Annotated in this window: 20 protein-coding genes; 4 read left to right on the forward strand and 16 right to left on the reverse strand. The window is 53.2% G+C overall.

Going from position 1 to position 17,751, the window contains the following annotated elements; genetic code table 11:
• Positions 1-44: 44 nt before the first annotated feature.
• The 5 genes from FD30_RS02655 to lspA form a co-directional block, all read right to left on the reverse strand.
• Positions 45-2,615, reverse strand: a complete 2,571-nt coding sequence (locus tag FD30_RS02655; protein ID WP_056943788.1) for a carbamoyl phosphate synthase preATP-grasp domain-containing protein — start codon at positions 2,613-2,615, stop codon at positions 45-47.
• 3 nt (positions 2,616-2,618) lie between these two features.
• Positions 2,619-3,692, reverse strand: a complete 1,074-nt coding sequence (locus FD30_RS02660) for a carbamoyl phosphate synthase small subunit (protein WP_024746333.1) — start codon at positions 3,690-3,692, stop codon at positions 2,619-2,621.
• 33 nt (positions 3,693-3,725) lie between these two features.
• A complete protein-coding gene (pyrR, locus tag FD30_RS02665; protein WP_024746334.1) occupies positions 3,726-4,262 on the reverse strand; it encodes a bifunctional pyr operon transcriptional regulator/uracil phosphoribosyltransferase PyrR in 537 nt (178 codons plus the stop codon).
• A 134-nt stretch (positions 4,263-4,396) separates the two neighbouring features.
• A complete protein-coding gene (locus FD30_RS02670; RefSeq protein ID WP_056943789.1) occupies positions 4,397-5,320 on the reverse strand; it encodes an RluA family pseudouridine synthase in 924 nt (307 codons plus the stop codon).
• Positions 5,310-5,783 carry a signal peptidase II gene (lspA, locus tag FD30_RS02675; protein ID WP_024746336.1) on the reverse strand — a complete coding sequence of 158 codons (474 nt, stop codon included), beginning with the start codon at positions 5,781-5,783 and terminating at the stop codon, positions 5,310-5,312. The genes FD30_RS02670 and lspA overlap by 11 nt, the downstream gene beginning before the upstream one ends.
• Before the next feature lie 153 nt (positions 5,784-5,936).
• On the opposite strand from lspA, the gene FD30_RS02680 reads away from it, so the two are divergent.
• Entirely contained in the window at positions 5,937-6,164 is a 228-nt protein-coding gene (locus tag FD30_RS02680) for a hypothetical protein (protein WP_056943790.1), read from the forward strand.
• 91 nt (positions 6,165-6,255) lie between these two features.
• Here FD30_RS02680 and FD30_RS02685 read toward each other — a convergent pair whose 3' ends face one another.
• Entirely contained in the window at positions 6,256-7,914 is a 1,659-nt protein-coding gene (locus FD30_RS02685; protein WP_056943791.1) for a formate--tetrahydrofolate ligase, read from the reverse strand.
• Entirely contained in the window at positions 7,914-8,333 is a 420-nt protein-coding gene (locus FD30_RS02690) for an EbsA family protein (RefSeq protein ID WP_056943792.1), read from the reverse strand. The genes FD30_RS02685 and FD30_RS02690 overlap by 1 nt, the downstream gene beginning before the upstream one ends.
• A 38-nt stretch (positions 8,334-8,371) precedes the next feature.
• On the opposite strand from FD30_RS02690, the gene FD30_RS02695 reads away from it, so the two are divergent.
• Positions 8,372-8,779 carry a ribonuclease HI family protein gene (locus FD30_RS02695; protein ID WP_056943793.1) on the forward strand — a complete coding sequence of 136 codons (408 nt, stop codon included), beginning with the start codon at positions 8,372-8,374 and terminating at the stop codon, positions 8,777-8,779.
• On the opposite strand, the gene FD30_RS02700 is transcribed toward FD30_RS02695, so the two are convergent.
• From FD30_RS02700 to FD30_RS02710, 3 genes are all read right to left on the reverse strand, one after another.
• Positions 8,755-9,879 carry an NAD(P)/FAD-dependent oxidoreductase gene (locus FD30_RS02700; RefSeq protein ID WP_056943794.1) on the reverse strand — a complete coding sequence of 375 codons (1,125 nt, stop codon included), beginning with the start codon at positions 9,877-9,879 and terminating at the stop codon, positions 8,755-8,757. The two genes, FD30_RS02695 and FD30_RS02700, sit on opposite strands and share 25 nt — an antisense overlap.
• 144 nt (positions 9,880-10,023) lie before the next feature.
• The gene (locus FD30_RS02705; protein ID WP_024746342.1) at positions 10,024-10,626 is read right to left on the reverse strand and encodes a nitroreductase family protein; all 603 of its coding nucleotides are present in this window, start codon (positions 10,624-10,626) and stop codon (positions 10,024-10,026) included.
• Positions 10,627-10,727: 101 nt separating this feature from the next.
• Positions 10,728-11,294: a TetR/AcrR family transcriptional regulator gene (locus FD30_RS02710; RefSeq protein ID WP_082604779.1), complete on the reverse strand. Its 567-nt coding sequence runs from the start codon at positions 11,292-11,294 to the stop codon at positions 10,728-10,730.
• Between the two features lie 191 nt (positions 11,295-11,485).
• Here FD30_RS02710 and FD30_RS02715 point away from each other — a divergent pair, with 191 nt between their 5' ends.
• A complete protein-coding gene (locus FD30_RS02715) occupies positions 11,486-12,151 on the forward strand; it encodes a CPBP family intramembrane glutamic endopeptidase (protein WP_056943795.1) in 666 nt (221 codons plus the stop codon).
• An 81-nt stretch (positions 12,152-12,232) separates the two neighbouring features.
• Here the strand turns inward: FD30_RS02715 and FD30_RS02720 are convergent, their stop codons facing one another.
• The 4 genes from FD30_RS02720 to FD30_RS02735 all read right to left on the reverse strand — a co-directional run bounded on the left by FD30_RS02720 (position 12,233) and on the right by FD30_RS02735 (position 14,935).
• Positions 12,233-12,574 carry a hypothetical protein gene (locus tag FD30_RS02720; RefSeq protein ID WP_034544796.1) on the reverse strand — a complete coding sequence of 114 codons (342 nt, stop codon included), beginning with the start codon at positions 12,572-12,574 and terminating at the stop codon, positions 12,233-12,235.
• A 139-nt stretch (positions 12,575-12,713) separates the two neighbouring features.
• The gene (locus tag FD30_RS02725; protein ID WP_056943796.1) at positions 12,714-13,187 is read right to left on the reverse strand and encodes an 8-oxo-dGTP diphosphatase; all 474 of its coding nucleotides are present in this window, start codon (positions 13,185-13,187) and stop codon (positions 12,714-12,716) included.
• A 108-nt stretch (positions 13,188-13,295) separates the two neighbouring features.
• A complete protein-coding gene (locus tag FD30_RS02730) occupies positions 13,296-13,481 on the reverse strand; it encodes a hypothetical protein (RefSeq protein WP_024746346.1) in 186 nt (61 codons plus the stop codon).
• A gap of 125 nt (positions 13,482-13,606) precedes the next feature.
• Positions 13,607-14,935 (reverse strand): ammonium transporter, encoded by a 1,329-nt coding sequence (locus FD30_RS02735; protein WP_056943797.1) that lies wholly within the window; start codon positions 14,933-14,935, stop codon positions 13,607-13,609.
• A 312-nt stretch (positions 14,936-15,247) separates the two neighbouring features.
• Between FD30_RS02735 and FD30_RS02740 the strand changes: the two genes are divergently transcribed.
• On the forward strand, positions 15,248-16,057 hold the full coding sequence (locus FD30_RS02740) for an alpha/beta fold hydrolase (RefSeq protein WP_056943798.1): 810 nt from the start codon (positions 15,248-15,250) through the stop codon (positions 16,055-16,057).
• Positions 16,058-16,118: 61 nt separating this feature from the next.
• Here the strand turns inward: FD30_RS02740 and FD30_RS02745 are convergent, their stop codons facing one another.
• Complete coding sequence (locus FD30_RS02745; RefSeq protein WP_056943799.1) at positions 16,119-16,496, reverse strand: HIT family protein; 378 nt, start codon at positions 16,494-16,496, stop codon at positions 16,119-16,121.
• Complete coding sequence (locus tag FD30_RS02750) at positions 16,489-17,646, reverse strand: THUMP domain-containing class I SAM-dependent RNA methyltransferase (RefSeq protein WP_056943800.1); 1,158 nt, start codon at positions 17,644-17,646, stop codon at positions 16,489-16,491. The genes FD30_RS02745 and FD30_RS02750 overlap by 8 nt, the downstream gene beginning before the upstream one ends.
• Between the last annotated feature and the right edge of the window lie 105 nt (positions 17,647-17,751).

Genomic DNA, 17,751 nt, shown 5'->3' on the forward strand with positions numbered 1-17,751 from the left:
GGTAAGCACAACTAATTTAAAAGCTCCGAAGTTGCGGAGATATGTTAAATCGTACGGTTAATAATTTGATCTAACTCTTCTGTATCGCTCAAGTTGCTTAAGGTCAACGCTTCGCTGGACCCAAACGCAATCGTCGCCCCCACTTCTTGGTCGGTCGATCCCGGCCGGTTCAAGACGTGTAATTGACGGAACGGGAAGGCTGCGTTCATCAGAGCGACCCGCGTACTGTTAATGTCGACCGTAATCTTAGCCAACTCGGCCGCATCCAGTGTTTGGATGTGCTGCCGGGTCAACATGCGGACCCAGTTGATCCCCGTGACCTTGCTCAAGAAGGCCATTTCGGTCAACCGGGTTGGGCGGACCCCCACGACTTCCAGCTGCTTGGTATCCCCCTTCGGCGCGAAGAGGACTTGGACCATCCCCGTTAACTGCCGTTCGCTAACGGCTTGCTTGGCCTGCTCGACCAGATTGTTGCGTTTGGCCTTAGGCAATTCGGCGGGCATCCGGAAAGCCGTGACTTGGGAGAGTGCCTTGTTCATGCCGGGGGCAATCATATCCATGACCCCGACGGCCACCTTTTGCTGCTGATGTACGAATAGGCTTACACCAATCGTAGCCATCTTGGGCGCCGGCTCCCCCGTTTCTTGATCCGGCGGTAAAACGTGCAGGTTCAAGTCGAGTTTCTTCAACTCCCGCGTTAGGTAATGTCGGTTCCCTGGCACGATTACGATATCGGGATGCTCGACCTGAATCACGTTGAGGACGTCCCCCAATTGAATGGGATCCACGTATTGCTTGTCCGAGAATTCCGGAGCGATACCGATAGCGTTAGGGTTGGTATTCATCAGAATCGTATGGTACCCCGCCCGCTTGAGTTGTTTGAGCATTTCCGTGGTAAAGTATTCAGCCGCGGAATTCGGGCCCAACTGGTTACCGCCCCGTCCAAGGACTAAGGCGGTCCGGTCCCCTAACGCGCGACTCTCGTTTTCGTACTCAAACGTACTGTAGTAGCCGCTAAGCGCTTCCGGGAACTCGCCGGCGGTAGGCTCGATCATTTTATAGGTTGGTTGGATGTGGGCTTCTGCCGACAGTTGACGAATCGTCGCGGTGTCGGTATCCCAGATACGGGCGATCATCCCGTCCCCAAAGCCGTAGTACCGGGCCCGTTGAAGGACTTCTACGTCACGGGGATGCTCTTGAATCTGCCGTTCGATGGTCAAGAGATGCTGCAACTTAACGAAGTAAAAGGCATCGATCTTGGTCAATTCGCTCAGTTCATCCGGCGAGTACCCCCGCCGTAGGGCTTCGATCAGCACCAAGATGCGGTTAGCTAAGGGATGAATCAGCTGACTGATCAGTTCCCCGTCGGTCAGATTGCTGACGGAGGGCAGGACGTCCCGGGGTGAAAATTGCGAACTCCGGACGGACTTCAACATGGCCTCTTCGACGGAACGGCCGATACCAATCGTTGATCCCACGGCTTTCATGGCCGTATCCAAGTGCTGGTCAGCGTCGGGCACTTCCTGAAACGGCCACAGGGGAATGCGGACCGTCACGTGGTCGCTAGTCGGCTCCATCACGGCCGTTTGCTTGGTAAATTGGCTGGGGAGCTTCACGTCGACCAGTCGTTGCCCTAGCATTAAGGCGCCGGTCACGAGTGACACGGGGTAACCCACGGTCCGGGCGGCCAGGGAAACGCCTCGCGTAAAGTACGGTGCGAGTTTGGTCACGTAGAAGTGTTGGTTAGCGGGGTTTAACGCAAAACTGACGTGTAAAACGCCAATGATGCCAAACTCCGTCGCAATTCTAAACGTGGCGTCGCGTAGGTCCTGGTACTCCCGGTCTGTGAGGGTCTGTGGTGGTGTAACCACGATGGAATCCCCTGAGTGGATTCCGATGGGGTCAACGTTCTCCAGACCACTGATCAGAAGCTCGGTGTCGGCGGCGTCCCGAATCGCCACCATCTCGACTTCCTTGTACCCCACGACACTTCGTTCCAAGGTGCATTGGTCAAAACGGGATTGTTGGAACCCCTGGTTAAGCGCCGTCAGCATGTCGTCGACGTTTTCGCAGATCGTCCGGTTGGTATCTACCCGGGGGGCCACGGGCTTAACGATCAACGGGAACCCGATATTTTCGACTAACCCCAGCGCTTCGTCCGTGGTCTGGACGACCTGGGCTTCGATCACAGGTTCGTGGATTTCCTTGAGTGTCGCGTTGAGGTCCGCCGGATTATTGATCTGGCGTAACGTTGACGTTGGCATGCCTAACAGGGTCACCCCGTAGCGCCCCAGATCGCCGTTTTCGAGGAGCTCTTGGGCGATTCGAATTCCCTGCAAGCCCCCTAACGTCGCAATCAAGGCGTCGGGATGATCCTTTTCTAAAATGTGCCGCACGTTAGGCGTCGTGACGGCTTGGATATACATATTGGTGGGTTGAATCTCTTCTAAGGCGACCGAAAACGGGTTGTTGTCGATGACCAGCGTTCGGACGCCGTGCTTCTTAAATTGGGTCAGAATCTGAACAGTGGCGCTGTCCAATTCGGTCTCATGACCGATCTCAGTGGGCCCACTGCCGATGATTAAGACCTTCTGTAAATTAGTCAAGCTCTGCAAGTCTTATCCCTCCCGTGACGTCATCGCTTCCATGAATTCATCGAATAGGTCCCGGCTTTCGTGGGGGCCTGGTGCGCCGTCCGCAAAGAATTGGACCGAAAAGGCGGGAAAATCTCGGTGCCGCAGCCCTTGCACGGTCCCGTTGATCAAATCGACGTAGGTCGTGATCAACCGGTCCCGGTCAATGGACTTCGCCACGACCGCATACCCCTGCCCCTGAGTCGCGTATAGAATATCGTTGGTAATGATTCGGCGAATGGGATGACCACTACCGTGATATTCGACGGGCAACGGTGTTAATTTTGCGCCGTTGGCCAGCGCAAAGAGTTCGTGGCCCAGGCCAATTGCAAAGAGCGGAATCTCCGCTTGTACTTCGCGAATCATGTCCAGAACCCCTGTCCCTAAGTCTAACGGCGACCCGGGTCCCGTGGAGAGTAAGACGCCATCCGGGTCCAGGTTCAAGACGTCTTGGGCACTCGCCGTCCAAGGCAACACGGTGACGTTGCAGCGTCGCTCGGAAAGCTGCCGCAAGATTCCGTGCTTCAAGCCAAAGTCGATGACCACCACGTTTTTCCCCGTATCCGGGTTGGGATACGGCTTGGGGGTGGCGACTTGGTCCACCTGACGGTTCGTTAACACGGTCGCGTTCAATTGGTCGAACGCGTGCGCGTCCGCGACATCGACGATACTGCCCTTCATGGGCCCGGCCGTTCGGAGTTTGCGAATCAAGTGACGGGTATCGATCCCACTGATTCCGGGAATGTTGTGTTGACGTAAGAATTCATCTAAGGACAGCTTAGATAACCGGTTCGTCGAGATGTTCGTGAGGTCCCGGACCACCATTCCCTTAGCGGTCGGAAGAATCGATTCGTAACTATCGTGGTTGATGCCCACGTTGCCAATGGCCGGTTGGGCAAAAATAATGATCTGGTTGTGATAGATTTGGTCGGTAATCGTTTCTTGATAGCCGAGTAAGTTTAAATTAAATATGACTTCACCGCTCGTGGTTGCGCCGGCCCCAAATCCTTCACCAGCGTACGCAGAGCCGTCTTCTAGAATCAAATAACGTTTTGCCATGCAAAATCGGCCCCTTTATCAGTTCGCAGTGTTTTAGGCTTTGATAATCTCAACGGCGTCACGATCATCGATTTCCGTCACGGAAACCTTGATACGCTCACGTTGAGAACTGGGGATGTTTTTTCCGACAAAGTCCGCACGAATCGGTAATTCCCGATGACCACGGTCCACTAATACAGCCAGGTTGATGCTCTTGGGCCGCCCCAGGGCCATGATGGCACTCATAGCGGCTCGGATCGTCCGGCCCGTGTATAGCACGTCATCGACCAGAATCACCTTTTTTTGTTCCACACTAAAATCGATATCCGCGGCTGAAACCTTCGGATCATCATTTTCAGAATCATGGTCGATATCGTCGCGGAACGGGGTCACGTCCAGCGCGCCAACGGGAACGGTGACGTTTTCCAGTTGCTGCAAGCGACTCGCGATGCGCTGAGCCAAGTAGACGCCCCGGGTTTTGATTCCTAGGATGACCAAATCGTCGACCCCTTTATTACGTTCAATGATTTCGTATGTAATTCGGGTCAGTGCCCGTTGCATCGCCATTGCGTCGACAACTACCTTTGGCATGTTCATTTCCTCCTCGAAGTTTATATCAGCTGGGGTTAGTCAAAACGGGCAGATTTCTTCGGCAACATGGTGAAGAAACCCGCCCGCCTGATTACTGGCAAACCCGTTTAATGATTACGTTTAGCATAAAAAAACTAAATTGCTTTGTCAACCGGCAACCCCGCTTGTTTCCGCAGTTTCTCGATCGTCGCTGCGAAGATGGGCGGCACCGGCGCCGTAAAGACCAGTTCTTTCCCCGTGGTGGGTTGCTTAAAGCCCAATTCACGTGCGTGTAAGAACTGGCCGGCGCCCTTGAGCGTCTTCTTGGGCCCGTACAGCGGATCGCCCGCTACGGGATGACCAATGTAGGCCAGGTGCACCCGAATCTGGTGCGTTCGGCCGGTCTCTAACCGGCAAGCAATCAGCGTGTAGTCGCCGTACCGTTCCAGGACCCTAAAGTGTGTCACGGCGGGACGGCCATCGGCGACGACCGCCTGCTTCTTACGGTCCTTAGGTGACCGGCCCAGTGGTGCCCGGACGATACCTTGATCTTCCTTAAAGTTTCCGTGAACGATGGCCACGTATTCGCGGAGGTTCGTCTTGGCTTGTAGCTGCGCAGACAGACTTTGGTGGGCGTGGTCGTTCTTGGCCACCATTAGCAGGCCCGACGTATCTTTGTCGATCCGGTGGACAATGCCCGGCCGGAACTTACCGTTGATCGTTGAGAGTGGGCTGTGGTACAGCAGCGCGTTGACCAGCGTATGGTTGGGGTGCCCCGGTGCGGGATGGACCACCATGCCTTGAGGCTTGTTGACCACTATCACGTCGTCGTCCTCATAGACGATATCTAAGGGGATGTTTTCTGGGGTCAAATCTAACGGTTCGGGATCTGGTAGGGCAATGTGTACCGTAGCCCCTAATTCGGCGATATCCTTAGGCTTAACGACGTTACCGTCCACTGTAATGTTTCCCGCTTCGATCCCTGCTTTGGCCTGTGAGCGCGAAATGGTGGGTTCCTCGACCGCAACCAGTTTATCGAGGCGTAATTTTTGATCGACCGTAAATTCCTTAATTTCCATGGTGTGCCTCCCGTTGATCAGCTAGAAAGACGCCGATCATGATTAAAATGACGCCGACCGTCAAGCAACTATCCGCAAAGTTGAAGATGGGAAAATTGATAAAGTCTAATTGGAACATATCCACGACGTATCCCTGGAAGGCCCGGTCGATAAAGTTTCCGATCGTCCCGCCCATCATCAACGCCAGTCCTAATTCTTCGATCCAATGTTCGCGTTGGTTCCGGTAACGCCAGAAGAAGACCCCCATCACCACTAAGGCGACTAGGGCAATCACAGTAAAGAGCCACATCTGCCCCTGGAGAATGCTCCAGGCGGCCCCATCGTTTTGCAGGTGGGTCAACGAGAAGACCCCGTTGATGACGGGATGCTGCCCCCCTAGTGCGATATTGGCCACGACGGCGTGCTTGATCCATTGGTCGAGTAGCACCAGAATGATGATGAGAATTGAATCTGCAATCAGCATTGTATTTAAAAACACCTTTCCTATAAAGTTCACTTGGAGAAAAGTATACCAGAAAACCCGCGCTGACGGTTAATTGCCGACGGATTTTACGCAAAACGCCCTTAGATGGGACATGCTATAATGAAAACAGTCTTGACTCAGGAGGGAAAAAGGATGGCAGCAGAAAATTCCGCAGAAACCCAGATTAAAATTTACAGTGACACCGCTGGTGAGACCCACGTCGACTCGAACATGGCGGCCGGGCAGACCCCGAGTGCGATGATTTTGGCCGCCCTAGGCCTGATGGAACACCAAGAAGGCCACGCGCTGACCAAGGACGATTTTGTGTCGATTTGTGAGACCCTATGGGATTATCACCATGCCGTTAAGAAGGAACACTAAAGCAGTCTTCTGCAAGAAAGACCCCCCTAAGATTGGACTTGGTAACCAGTCTTAGGGGGTCTTTGTTTTGTCTTAATGTACGGTTATCAGCTTAGAACAAGCCGGTAATCGTCCCATCGGCAGCGATGTCCATATCCAAAGCAGCGGGATGCTTTGGTAACCCCGGCATGGTCAAGACGTTACCTGTCAAGGCCACCACGAAGCCAGCGCCTAAACGTGGTGAGAACTCCCGGACGTGGATCGTAAAGTCTTTAGGGGCCCCCAGTTGCTTAGCGTCGTCGGTCAGTGAATATTGCGTCTTCGCCATGCAGACCGGTAACGTATCCCAGCCGCGTTCGTGGAATTTCTTCAGCTGACGTTGGGCTTTTCCGGATAATTCAACCTTAGCGCCCCCGTAAATCTTCTGCGTAATCGCCGTCATCTGAGTCATCAGGTCGGAGCCAGCGGGAACCAATGGCTTGAAGGTACTGGGTTGGTTAGCCGCGGTGACAACTTGGCGAGCCAGCTCTTCGGCACCGGCGCCCCCGTCGGCCCATTCGGTCGTGGTGGCGACCGCAACGCCTAAGTCTTGCACGATTTTCGTCAGCAAGGCCACTTCGGCGTCGGTATCACTGGTGAACCGGTTGATGGCCACCACGGCGGGGATGCCGTATTGCTGCATACTGTGAATGTGGCGAATCAGGTTAGCGCTACCCTTTTGGAGTGCCGCTAAGTTTTCGGTCTCCAAGTCGGCCCGCTTAACGCCGCCGTTGTACTTCAACGCCCGGACCGTGGCCACGATGACCACCGCGTCCGGTGCCTGACCCACGGCAGGCACGTTGATGTCCATGAACTTCTCGCCCCCTAGGTCGGCTCCGAAACCGGCTTCGGTGACCGCGTAGTCGCCCAACTGCAAAGCAGTCTGGGTCGCTAACACGGAGTTACAGCCATGAGCGATGTTGGCAAACGGTCCCCCGTGAATGATCGCGGGGTTGTGCTCTAACGTTTGAACCAAGTTCGGCTTGATGGCGTCCTTTAACAGTAACGTGATGGCCCCGCCGACCTTTAAATCACCGACCGTCACGGGTTCCTTATCGGTGTTATAGCCGATAAGGATACGGTTGACCCGTCGCTTGAGGTCGGTTAAGTCTTCGCTCAAGCAAAGGACCGCCATCAGTTCGCTCGCTACGGTGATATCGAAGCCGTCCTGACGTGGTACACCAGAGGTCCGACCACCCAAGCCAATCACCGTTTGACGTAGGGCCCGGTCGTTGATATCTAAGACCCGCTTCCAAACGATTTGCCGGGGGTCTAGGTGCAGTGCGTTTCCCTGTTGGATGTGGTTATCGATCAAAGCCGCAAGCGTGTCGTGCGCTTCGGTCAACGCGTGCATGTCCCCGGTGAAGTGCAGGTTAATGTCTTCCATCGGAACGACTTGTGCGTGACCGCCGCCAGTCGCGCCGCCCTTTAAGCCCATGACGGGGCCTAGTGAGGGTTCCCGCAGAGCCAAGACAGTCTTGTGGCCCAGTCGGTTCAGGCCATCCCCCAGACCAATCAGGACCGTTGATTTTCCCTCACCCGCGGGAGTGGGATTGATTGACGTGACCAGGATCAGCTTCCCGGCTTGGTGCGTTCCCTTGAGCGGCAGGGTAATTTTTGCCTTAGTGTGGCCGTACGGCTCGATCTGGTCGGGGGTTAACCCCACCTTCCCCGCAATTTTTTCGATGGGTTCTAGTGGTGTCGCTTGTGAAATCTCAATATCAGTACTCATTAACGGTTCTCCCCCTTGGTGTCAGTGGTGCTAATGGCTTCGGTAATCAGACTGGCCAACTCGATGGCCGAGTTCTTAGGTAACAGGAATTGATAGATGCGGCCCTGAGCAACGATTCCTAACCGGTAACGGGATAGGGAAACGTGGCTGATCTGGTGAAGTGGAATCACCAGGTTGCGGTGATTCAGGACGGTGCTGACCGTCAAGACTTGGTTCGCCATGGTGATGTTGCGGAAGTGAATCTCGAGCCAGCACAGAAAGGCAAAGGCAATGAAGAAGCTGAGGGTGATCCAGTTGAAATGGGTCACTTCCAGCCAGAAGATGGCGCCCATGAACAAGAACATGAACGTCCAACTCCAGTTGATAATGCTGCTAACGGGATTGGGTTGGTACAAAAAGCGACGTTCCTGGGTTATCATTATCGTAAACACCTCGTTAAAAATTGGAGTGATTTCTAGTGTATTCATTATATACGGATGCAGCGACCCAACCCCAGACGGGGCTTAGCGCCGGTGGCATCCTAATCGTGCATGATCATCAGCAGACCCAACAAAAAGTGGCGTTGGCCGCCACTGATAATCATACCGCTGAGTTTGAAGTGGCGACCCTAGCCTTTCAACGGCTACGCACCCACTTGGGGGACGCGGTCGCAACGGCCAGCGTGCTCTTTCACACGGACAGTCAAATCGTCAGCCAGAGTCTCGCCAAACGGTATGCCAAGCATTATCAAGTTGAACTCGATCGGTTATTGGCGGCCCAAGCCTCCTTTCAATTGGTCTTAACGGAATGGGTCCCGGAAAAGCAGAATCGAGGAGCCCATACCTTGGCAAATCAAGCCCTTCATGCGAGAGAAGAGGTTAAGTAAGTGGTTAACGGCTTTTCGTATTCGCTCCAGTCCGGTGTTCCACCATATAAAGCAGATCCGGCTAGTAAGCGACCAATCTGTGGTCCGGTGGTCAGCCCCGAGGAGCCCAGTCCCGAAGCAACTAGGAAGCGCTCGTGGTCGGGAATCGGGCCAAAGAACGGCGCAAAATCATCGGTGTAAGCCCGGGTCCCTACCCGCACAGTCGTAATATTGGCAGCTGTCACGTTCGCGACCAACCGTTGGGCACTCGCCAGGAGGTCTTCCGTGACGTCCGCATCGGGCGTTAAATCAAAGCCTTTATCGTCTTCATGCGTGGCCCCCACAATCAGGTGGCCGTGACCAAACGGAATAAAGTCGCGTTCACCTTCCGGCATCACGACTGGCATGTTTTCTTGTAATGGGTAGTCCTTAACCGCCAGTTCAATCAGCTGACCCTTTTGCGGTCGAACCCGGGCGGTAACGCCTAAGGTGGCCAGCAGGTCTTTGGTCCAAGCTCCGGCGGCTACGATCACCCGGTCGAATTGCCGGGCGCCTAGTGAGGAGACGACCCGTTCGTCAGGCGTCAGCGTTACGGCTTCGTGGCGAACGGTGAGATTTTGCTCACTGGCTCGGGTTAACAGCGCGTTGACCAACGCAGCCCCGTCAACCCGGGCGCCGCCACTTAGGAAGACGCCGGGTTGTGGTGCGGTTAAGAGTGGCACCCGTTGTTGGACCTCTTGCGCCGACAGTGTGGTAATCCGCCCCATCCCTGCGGCGGTTGCTTGGCGTTTAACGGCTAAGTCGGCTAAGGCCTCAAGGTCGGTTGGGACTTCACGCGTGACGATGGTCCCCGTCTGCTGATACACGTCGGTGCCTAAGTGGGCATCGTGAATCAACTGAGGATACAAGTCTGCGCCATCTTTAGCCAGCCGATACCACTGCTGGTTCCGCCGTTTGGATAGCCACGGGGAAATGATGCCCGCTGCGGCTTTCGAGGCTTGTCCCGTACCAGAATCGAACAGCGTCACTTGAACGTTGGGATGACCGGGTAACGTGCTGAGATAATAAGCTGCGGTGGCGCCCACGATACCGCCACCGATAATTGCAATTCGTTTTTCCATGAGATGCTGACCCCCTAAGTTATCAGGTGCATGCTTCGCTTTCATTCTAGCATATCTTCTGGCCCCAGACTTAGTATTTAAGACGCAAATAGCCCCCGACACCGTGGATTTACGGGCGTCGGGGGCTATTTCTTAAGTTAAGTTTTATTTGAAGACTAAGAACCGGTCATCATCAGCCATGAAGTCCTTGTCGCCGGCTGGGGATTCGATGGACCCAAAGTCCATTTCGGCCCGGAGCTTCCAGCTAGCTGGTAAGTTGAAGGCTTCGCGAACTTGGTCATCGATCAGTGGGTTGTAGTGTTGGAGATTAGCACCAATCTCGTTTTCAGCTAAGGCCGTCCAAACCGCAAATTGGGCGTTCCCTTGCGCTTGTTCGGACCAGTCTTGGAAGTTGTCCGCGTAGAGTGGGAAGTTGTCTTCAAATTCCTTGACCGTCTTGGATTCCGTGAAGAATAAGACGGTTCCGAAGGCGGACTTGAAGGCGTTGATCTTAGCGGTCGTCTTGGCGAAGGCAGCTTCGTCAGGAACTTCTTGCTTCAACCGGTTGATCACGATGTCCCAGAGCTTTTCGTGGGAGTCGCCGAACAAGATCACAGCACGCGTGGTCTGGTTATTAAACGGCGTTGGGGCCTGCTTGATGGCGTCTTCGATCAAGTCGATCAGTTCAGCTTGAGTTGCCGTGACGTTCCGGCCTAATGCGTAAATGCTGCGACGTTGTTTCATTAAATCGATTAATTGGGTTTTCATAGATAATTTACCTCACTTGTAAAGTTTGTCTGGCTAAGTTGCGACTAATTAACGCTGAGTCCTAGTTTATCACTTACTTTTAGAAAGTAAAGCGATTTTCATTAAAAGTTGTCGGTGGTTTCGTTCGAATCAGACGCCTTTAATGTAGGAATCGCGACTAATTTTTTTAAAGCGCTAACCGTCCAGTCAACGGTCAGCGGTTGTTGAGGTTGTACTAAGACGCCTAACAAGAAGGTCCACACGGCGGCAACGGCTTGGGGAGACACACCGGTCAGGTGATGCTGAGTGGCGTATAGTGCCAGCACCGTCTGTAGGCTCTGGGGAACCGGCCACGACGCCGTCAGGGCAAATGCAATGGCTTGGGGATGAGCCTTCGCGTAAGTCAGTAAATTGGTGACGAAACGCGTAAGCATGGTCTGGGCATCGGGTGACGTTAAGATTCCCTGGGCTAACTGATCCGTAACGTCGGCTAAGATATCTTGATGCAGTTGCGCGAGTAACGCGGCCTTGTCCGGGTAGTGCCGGTAGATGGCGGCGGGCGTCACGTCCAAAAACTTTGCTAATTGGCGTAAAGAAAGCTGTGCGGCCCCCTGAGTCTCGAGGACTTCCCGGCCATGTTGCCGGATGGCGGCGGCTAAATTTTTACGGTGATAGGGCTGACGACGCATCGCTAATCCCTCCTTGAGAATGCGTTATTTAAAGCTATTTCAGCCCTTATGTTATCATTGTATACATTGAATGTAAACGATGATAACATAGTGTTTAAATTAAACGACTTTACGCTTTTTTTACACGCCACGCCAGTTCTTAGGCTTACAATGGAATTAGACTTAAAATAACTGAGAAAAGAGTATGATTCATGGCAAATACACTTTCAAAACGTCGATTATTTATCCAGGTCATCATCTTTTGGGTGATCTGGTTAGGGGTTCAATCGCTGATCAACGTCCCGATTGAACACCACTTAACGGGCTGGCCCCAAGAAATCGTTCTTGATGGCATCAAGTTGTTCGTTTGGTGCGGGTGTGCCTGGTGGCTGATTCGCCAGGCCGGTCCCCAATCTCTGGCAGTCGATCCGCAAAAACAGTGGCATCCTAACTGGTCCTTTACGGCGGGTTACGTCATTTGGGCGGTTATGGTGGTTTACCTACTAGCCCAATTCTGGCTAGTCCACCACGGGCTTCGCGTTGCCCACACCTTTTTGCCGGAATACTGGGGACGGTACTTCCTGGTTGTCGGGATCACAGAAGAGATGATGTTTCGCGGCTATGTCTTTAACGCCCTACTGAAACACTTCTCGTTTGCGTGGGCAAATGCTTTACAAGCCATTGCTTTTGCGGCGATGCACATTCCCCGTTACCTGACGACGGTTCCCCCGATGAGTCCTTTAACTTGGATCAGCAACCTGGTTTCTGTGGCCATCTTGGGTGCCATCTTCGGCTGGTTGTACGCCAAGAGCCGTTCCCTATGGCCGGGCATCGCCGTGCACATGACCTGGGATATTCTTGTGACCCTCTTTGCGTAGTGGTTTAATCGCAAAAGAATTTATGCGAAAAAAACATTCACCTCTCACTTAAAAGAGGTGAATGTTTTTTATCGTTGGATCTTAAGCAACTCGCCGACGCAAGAAGCCTAACAAGACGCTTAAAAAGGCAAACGGTAAGGCGAAACTAAAGAGAGCCGGAACAAATTCTGCCGCAACGGTCAGGACCATAATCAGGTCAACCGCCATAACGACTAAACTAATACCGAGTAAGACGCGCCACCAACCACGACTAACATGAGGTTGGTACGTGAAGCCATAAACTAAAAGTGCTAAAGCAGTGGTCAACAACAATGCGTGTTCCATAACTGGCATCGTTAACCCCAGAGCCAGCAGTGCCGCGACACCACTAATGCCCATAAAGAAGTAACCGTACCAGCGTTGGGTTTGGACCGTTGATTTCACGATTATCACTCCTTAGATCTCTCTCCCTTACGTTTAGTTTACGCCAATTTGTAACCGCTTTCAATAATAAAATAGGCTTAACCCTGCTGGGTAGCCGGATTAAGCACACCGTTATCCGCGGTGAACAGCGACTGACGCATTACTGCTGATCATGACCGGTGTCTACTTTCAGAGGCCCATCCCAGACAGGACTGACCACGGCCGTAGCTTCGCCGTCAAAGACTTTCAGCAAGGTGAACAGACTCTCGGCACTATTCGCAACCGTTAACACTGAACGGTCCAGCCAATAAACGCGCCCCTCGTTACTGTCACGGGGAGTCCCATCAAAGTCCGCACTGCGATAGAGCAACCCCAACTTTCGGCGATCGCTATCGGGATCGAACCATTCACAAGTACCGCAGAACTGCGCAGTGTGAACCATAATCCCCGTTTCTTCACGGACCTCTCGAATCGCAGCCGTTAAGCTACTTTCACCAACTTTAACGTGTCCTCCCGGAAAACTGTGACCAGCCTTCCAAGGAACGTTGCGTTTATTTTCGACCAAGACCTGGTGCGTGGTCGGCTCTTCGATGAGCATCATGGTCACTAATTCAATGGGTTGTGGGGCGTGCATAGCGGTTCCTCCTTACGATTAGGTATTAAGGTTTATTGTACCGCACCTAGTAACCAGTGAACACAAAAAGACGGCTCACTGGCCGCCTTTAGTCTGCCCAACGCTGCTCTAAGCGTTAGTTTGGTGTTGTTTATTTTTCGTTATCATCGCTTCAACGCCATAGCAGGCGATCCCCAGTAAGGCAAACGCTGCTGGAAAGCCGATGGCCCATAAGAGGGACTTCATCAGAACTAAGCTCAGCAGGCAGACCGCCAAAACGACAAGTATGATTAACGTTAACCCATCTTTTGTCATTATTATTCCCCCAGAATTTCAAATTAAGATCATGTGGCCCCTACCACGTTTTATAGGATAGCAAGGATTCACGGTCAACGCAAACCCATGAGAGAATCTTAAGCAAATCGACTAACTTTTCGGGTCTAGACCGAATGAGTTGACGAGTGATGCTGTAAGTGCTGGAGTTGACCTTTGAACTCGTTGGCGTAGCGTTCTTGGTCGGCCGTGTAGGTGCTCAGCCGTTCACTGAGCCCAATCGTGTAGTCGGCCCGTTCGCCATGTTCGCCCTGATCCAGTCCCAGCTTCTCCTCGGTCGCATTGACCCGCATTGGCATTACGAGTCGTAAGAGATAGATCAGCAGGCACCCCATGGCCGCAACGAAAATGATGGTGAATGCCGTGGCCAGTAACTGGATACCTAGTAAGTGGAACCCGCCACCGTAGGCCAACCCGTTGGTGGTTACCGCCGAGTTCACGCTCTTAGTCGCAAAGACACCGGTGAGGATACTGCCGACGATCCCGCTGACCCCATGACACCCGAAGGCATCTAGGGCATCATCGACGCCCAACTTCGGCTTCAAGACGTTGACGAAGCAAAAGCTGGTGATAGCAGCGAGGCCACCAATCGCGATGGACCCTAATAGGGTGACGTAACCGGCCGCTGGTGTGATGCCCACCAACCCGCAAAGGGTCCCAGTGCAGACACCGACCAGGGTTGGTTTGCCTGTGGTCCAGATATCGAGTCCCATCCAGACCACCATCGCGGTCCCCGTTGCGATGGTACTGGTCAATGCCGCCTGAACGGCAACGCTGTTAATGGCTAACGCACTACCCGCATTAAATCCGTACCAGCCAATCCACAAAATAGCGGTTCCTAGCAGGACCCAAGGCAGGTTATAGTGATGCTGGCTATCGACTTTTAACCGCCGACCCAGCCAGACTGACAGAACCAACGCCGTTACCCCCGCGTTAATGTGTACGACCGTTCCACCGGCGAAGTCTAGGACTCCCAGTTTCGCTAGCCAACCAGTGGGACTCCAGACCAAGTGGACCATCGGATAATAGATCAAGATGGACCACGCCGCCAGAAACGCCAGTAAGAACTTGAAGCGAATCCGACCGACGATGGCCCCCACAAACAGGGCTGGTGTGATAATCGCAAACATCATTTGAAATAACGAGTAGACCCCCACCGGAATCTTAGTGGGTGTCAGACTGGCCAGGTTAATTCCGGCCATAAAGACATGCTTGAGATTTCCCACGACACCCAGGATGTCACCAGAAAAGGCCATCGTGTAGCCTAGACTAATCCATAAGAGGATGGCGACTCCCGTCATGATAAAGACCGACAACATCGTATTGACCACGTTTTTAGCCGTGACCAGACCACCGTAGAAGAATGCCAATCCCGGTGTCATAAAGAGCACCAAAATACTGGCAATGAGTACAAACGCCGTATTTGCTAAATTCATGCAACCGCCCTCTCCGCTCTTTTATGTTAGAAATCCTAACATAGTTTAGCAATCGAAGTTAACTTGGCGGCCTCTCAGACGTTGCTTACGCTAATAACCGAACTAAATCCCAGACCACATCCATCCAGCAGAAATTAAAACAGCCACTCCTGGTTAAAGGGAGTGGCCAATGTCTTCTGGACAAGACTTATCATAGCAAGTCCCTGCACTAACGGCAATTCAAAACCAAAAGTTGAGCGTCCTCCATTCGTAAACTGACTCACGTTATGGAAACGTGTAAAATGGAAAGGACACTAGGAGGGAGATTCAAAGATGTTAAAGACCTATCAACGCGTTGGCTTGCGCCTCACCTACCATGAGTTCGGGACGGGAGACCCCATCGTGCTTTTACACGGTTTTCCCGAAGATGGCCAAAGCTGGCACGCCGTAAGTCAGCGGTTAGTAGCGGCGGGATACCGAACCATTATTCCAGAAATGCGTGGCTACACCCCACAGGCTAGTCCTGTAGCGCGTACCGCCTACCGGACCGATCATCTGGCCGCTGATATCATTGGCTTGTTAGATACGTTACAGCTCCAACGTGTCCACCTGGTCGGCCACGACTGGGGCGGACAACTGGCTTGGAAGATTGCTCAATGGTATCCGCAACGTATTAAGCAGCTGACCGTCATTGCCACCCCGCACCCTAAGGCGATGTTGTGGGCTTACCGGCACAGCAACCAACTTTTCCGTAGTGCATACGTGGGTCTTTTTCAAGTCCCTCAGCTCCCGGAGCGCGTGGTGGCACAGTACCTGCGACGATTCTTGCTGCGCTCGGGGCTAAACGCTACCGAAGCCGACCGACTCAGCCAAAAGTTCCAGCGGCCAGCCAAGTTAACGGGGCCACTAAACTGGTACCGCGCGTTATTTTTACGAGATCAACCCGCGACACCGGACGACCAGATTCACGTCCCAACAGTTTTCATTTGGGGGCAACACGACGCTTTTCTAGGCGCAGCCGCAGCTAAGAAGACGGCAGACTTCATCGCGGCACCCTATCATTTCATGGTGGTCAACGGCGGGCATTGGCTCCCCGAGGAACGCCCAGAACTAGTCACTCACGCCATTCTTATACGGCACTAAATAAATCCTTCCCACCGGCTTCAACGCGAAGTCGATGAGGAGGATTTTAGTAAACTTGAGCTTAACGATGCCGCCGCACCGCTGCTGGAATCATCTTGCGGATACCGCCCCGGGGATCCTTAACGTCTCCAGGGTACCGTGGAATCAAATGAACGTGGGCGTGCATGACAGTCTGACCAGCCGCCGCCCCAGTATTAACGCCAATGTTATACCCAGCCGGATGGTAAGTCCGGTCTAAGTAGGTTTTGGCCTGATCTAACAAGTCATTCATGGCCGCCAGGGTGTCGCCCGGAATCTCAAAAAAAGTGGCGTAGTGTTGCTTGGGGACAATTAATAGGTGCCCCCGTCGCACTGGATGTAAATCCCAGAACGCTTTGGCCAAGTCGTTTTCCATGATAAGATCGTCTTTTTGGCAAAAGACGCAATCTGACTTAATCACGTTGACTCGCCGCCTTGGTACGAGGCCGCCGTTGTGCCCAGAATTGGAAGTAGTCTGTCCGCAACGCCCCGTTATAGAGTTTCCGCTTCTTAGTGGCTTTTTGGCCGTAGAAGTGTTCGAATTCAAGGTCAGCCGTTAAGATGTACTTCGACCAATCCGTGAGGGGCTTGAAGACCTGTCCCATCTGTCGGTAGAGTTCGCGTACCCCGGCTTGGTCACTTAACCGTTCTCCGTAAGGCGGGTTCGCAACGATGACACCGTGATGCAGTTCCGTGGTGAAGTCCTGAACCGCCAATTGCTTGAACGTGATATCCTGTGAAAGGCCCGCCTCCTCGGCGTTTCGCTTGGCAATGGCAATCATGTGGCCATCAATGTCACTACCGAAGATTTGGAGGGGCGTGTCATAGTCTGCCTGGGCATCAGCTTCCGCGCGCACCTGCCGACTGAGTTCGTTAGGGATCCAGTCCCAAGTCTCGCAAAGGAAGTCGCGGTTATAACCGGGAGCCAAGTTACGTCCAATCATGGCCGCTTCGATCGGAATCGTACCGGATCCGCAGACTGGGTCAACGAACGGCATATCGGTGTGCCAGCTGGTCAGCGCAATCAGGGCCGCAGCCATGTTTTCCTTGATAGGCGCGCCCCCCTTACCGACCCGGTAGCCCCGTTTGAAGAGACTAGGGCCCGTTGTGTCTAAGGTTAAGAGAACGTGATTCTTATTAATGATGACTTCCAACGGGTACGTGGCTCCGGTTTCTGGTAACCGCGTCCGTCGGTGATAAATGGCCGCCAGCTTAGTCGCGACCGCTTTTTTAACGATTGCTTGTGCGTCGGGAACACTATGCAACTGGGACTTTTGTGAGCGCCCTTCAACGGGGAAGACTGCGTCCATGGGGAGAAATTGGTCCCATGCGACCGCTTGAGTTGCGTTAAATAACTCATCGAAGGTCCGGGCGTCAAATTCGGCCACGATAATTCGAATACGATCAGCCGTCCGTAACCAAAGGTTGGTTTTCAAGATGTCTTCAATGGTGCCGTCGAAGCGGATACGACCATTTTCAACTTGGGTCTGGTAGCCCATCTCGCGAAGTTCGCGACCCGCTAAGGCCTCGACCCCGGCGGCAGTTGCTGCGTATAAATGAAATTTTTCCATGTTGTCCTCCTGTTGATTTAGTTCGGAAACTCTCGATGCATGCCTGACTAGTTATCGCATAGTCATTCACGAAGCCATAACTTTGGGCTATTTCGAGGAGCACTA

This window comes from Levilactobacillus namurensis DSM 19117, assembly GCF_001434785.1.
Lineage (GTDB): Bacteria > Bacillota > Bacilli > Lactobacillales > Lactobacillaceae > Levilactobacillus > Levilactobacillus namurensis.

Coding starts and splice junctions, on each gene's coding strand:
- FD30_RS02705 (WP_024746342.1), bottom strand. CDS start 10,626: ATGAAAACCCAATTAATCGATTTAATGAAACAACGTCGCAGCATTTAC.
- FD30_RS02670 (WP_056943789.1), bottom strand. CDS start 5,320: ATGGAAATTAAGGAATTTACGGTCGATCAAAAATTACGCCTCGATAAA.
- pyrR (WP_024746334.1), bottom strand. CDS start 4,262: ATGCCAAAGGTAGTTGTCGACGCAATGGCGATGCAACGGGCACTGACC.
- FD30_RS02725 (WP_056943796.1), bottom strand. CDS start 13,187: ATGCACGCCCCACAACCCATTGAATTAGTGACCATGATGCTCATCGAA.
- FD30_RS02740 (WP_056943798.1), top strand. CDS start 15,248: ATGTTAAAGACCTATCAACGCGTTGGCTTGCGCCTCACCTACCATGAG.
- FD30_RS02700 (WP_056943794.1), bottom strand. CDS start 9,879: ATGGAAAAACGAATTGCAATTATCGGTGGCGGTATCGTGGGCGCCACC.
- FD30_RS02735 (WP_056943797.1), bottom strand. CDS start 14,935: ATGAATTTAGCAAATACGGCGTTTGTACTCATTGCCAGTATTTTGGTG.
- FD30_RS02730 (WP_024746346.1), bottom strand. CDS start 13,481: ATGACAAAAGATGGGTTAACGTTAATCATACTTGTCGTTTTGGCGGTC.
- FD30_RS02690 (WP_056943792.1), bottom strand. CDS start 8,333: ATGATAACCCAGGAACGTCGCTTTTTGTACCAACCCAATCCCGTTAGC.
- FD30_RS02685 (WP_056943791.1), bottom strand. CDS start 7,914: ATGAGTACTGATATTGAGATTTCACAAGCGACACCACTAGAACCCATC.
- FD30_RS02750 (WP_056943800.1), bottom strand. CDS start 17,646: ATGGAAAAATTTCATTTATACGCAGCAACTGCCGCCGGGGTCGAGGCC.
- FD30_RS02715 (WP_056943795.1), top strand. CDS start 11,486: ATGGCAAATACACTTTCAAAACGTCGATTATTTATCCAGGTCATCATC.
- FD30_RS02680 (WP_056943790.1), top strand. CDS start 5,937: ATGGCAGCAGAAAATTCCGCAGAAACCCAGATTAAAATTTACAGTGAC.
- FD30_RS02710 (WP_082604779.1), bottom strand. CDS start 11,294: ATGCGTCGTCAGCCCTATCACCGTAAAAATTTAGCCGCCGCCATCCGG.
- FD30_RS02660 (WP_024746333.1), bottom strand. CDS start 3,692: ATGGCAAAACGTTATTTGATTCTAGAAGACGGCTCTGCGTACGCTGGT.
- lspA (WP_024746336.1), bottom strand. CDS start 5,783: ATGCTGATTGCAGATTCAATTCTCATCATCATTCTGGTGCTACTCGAC.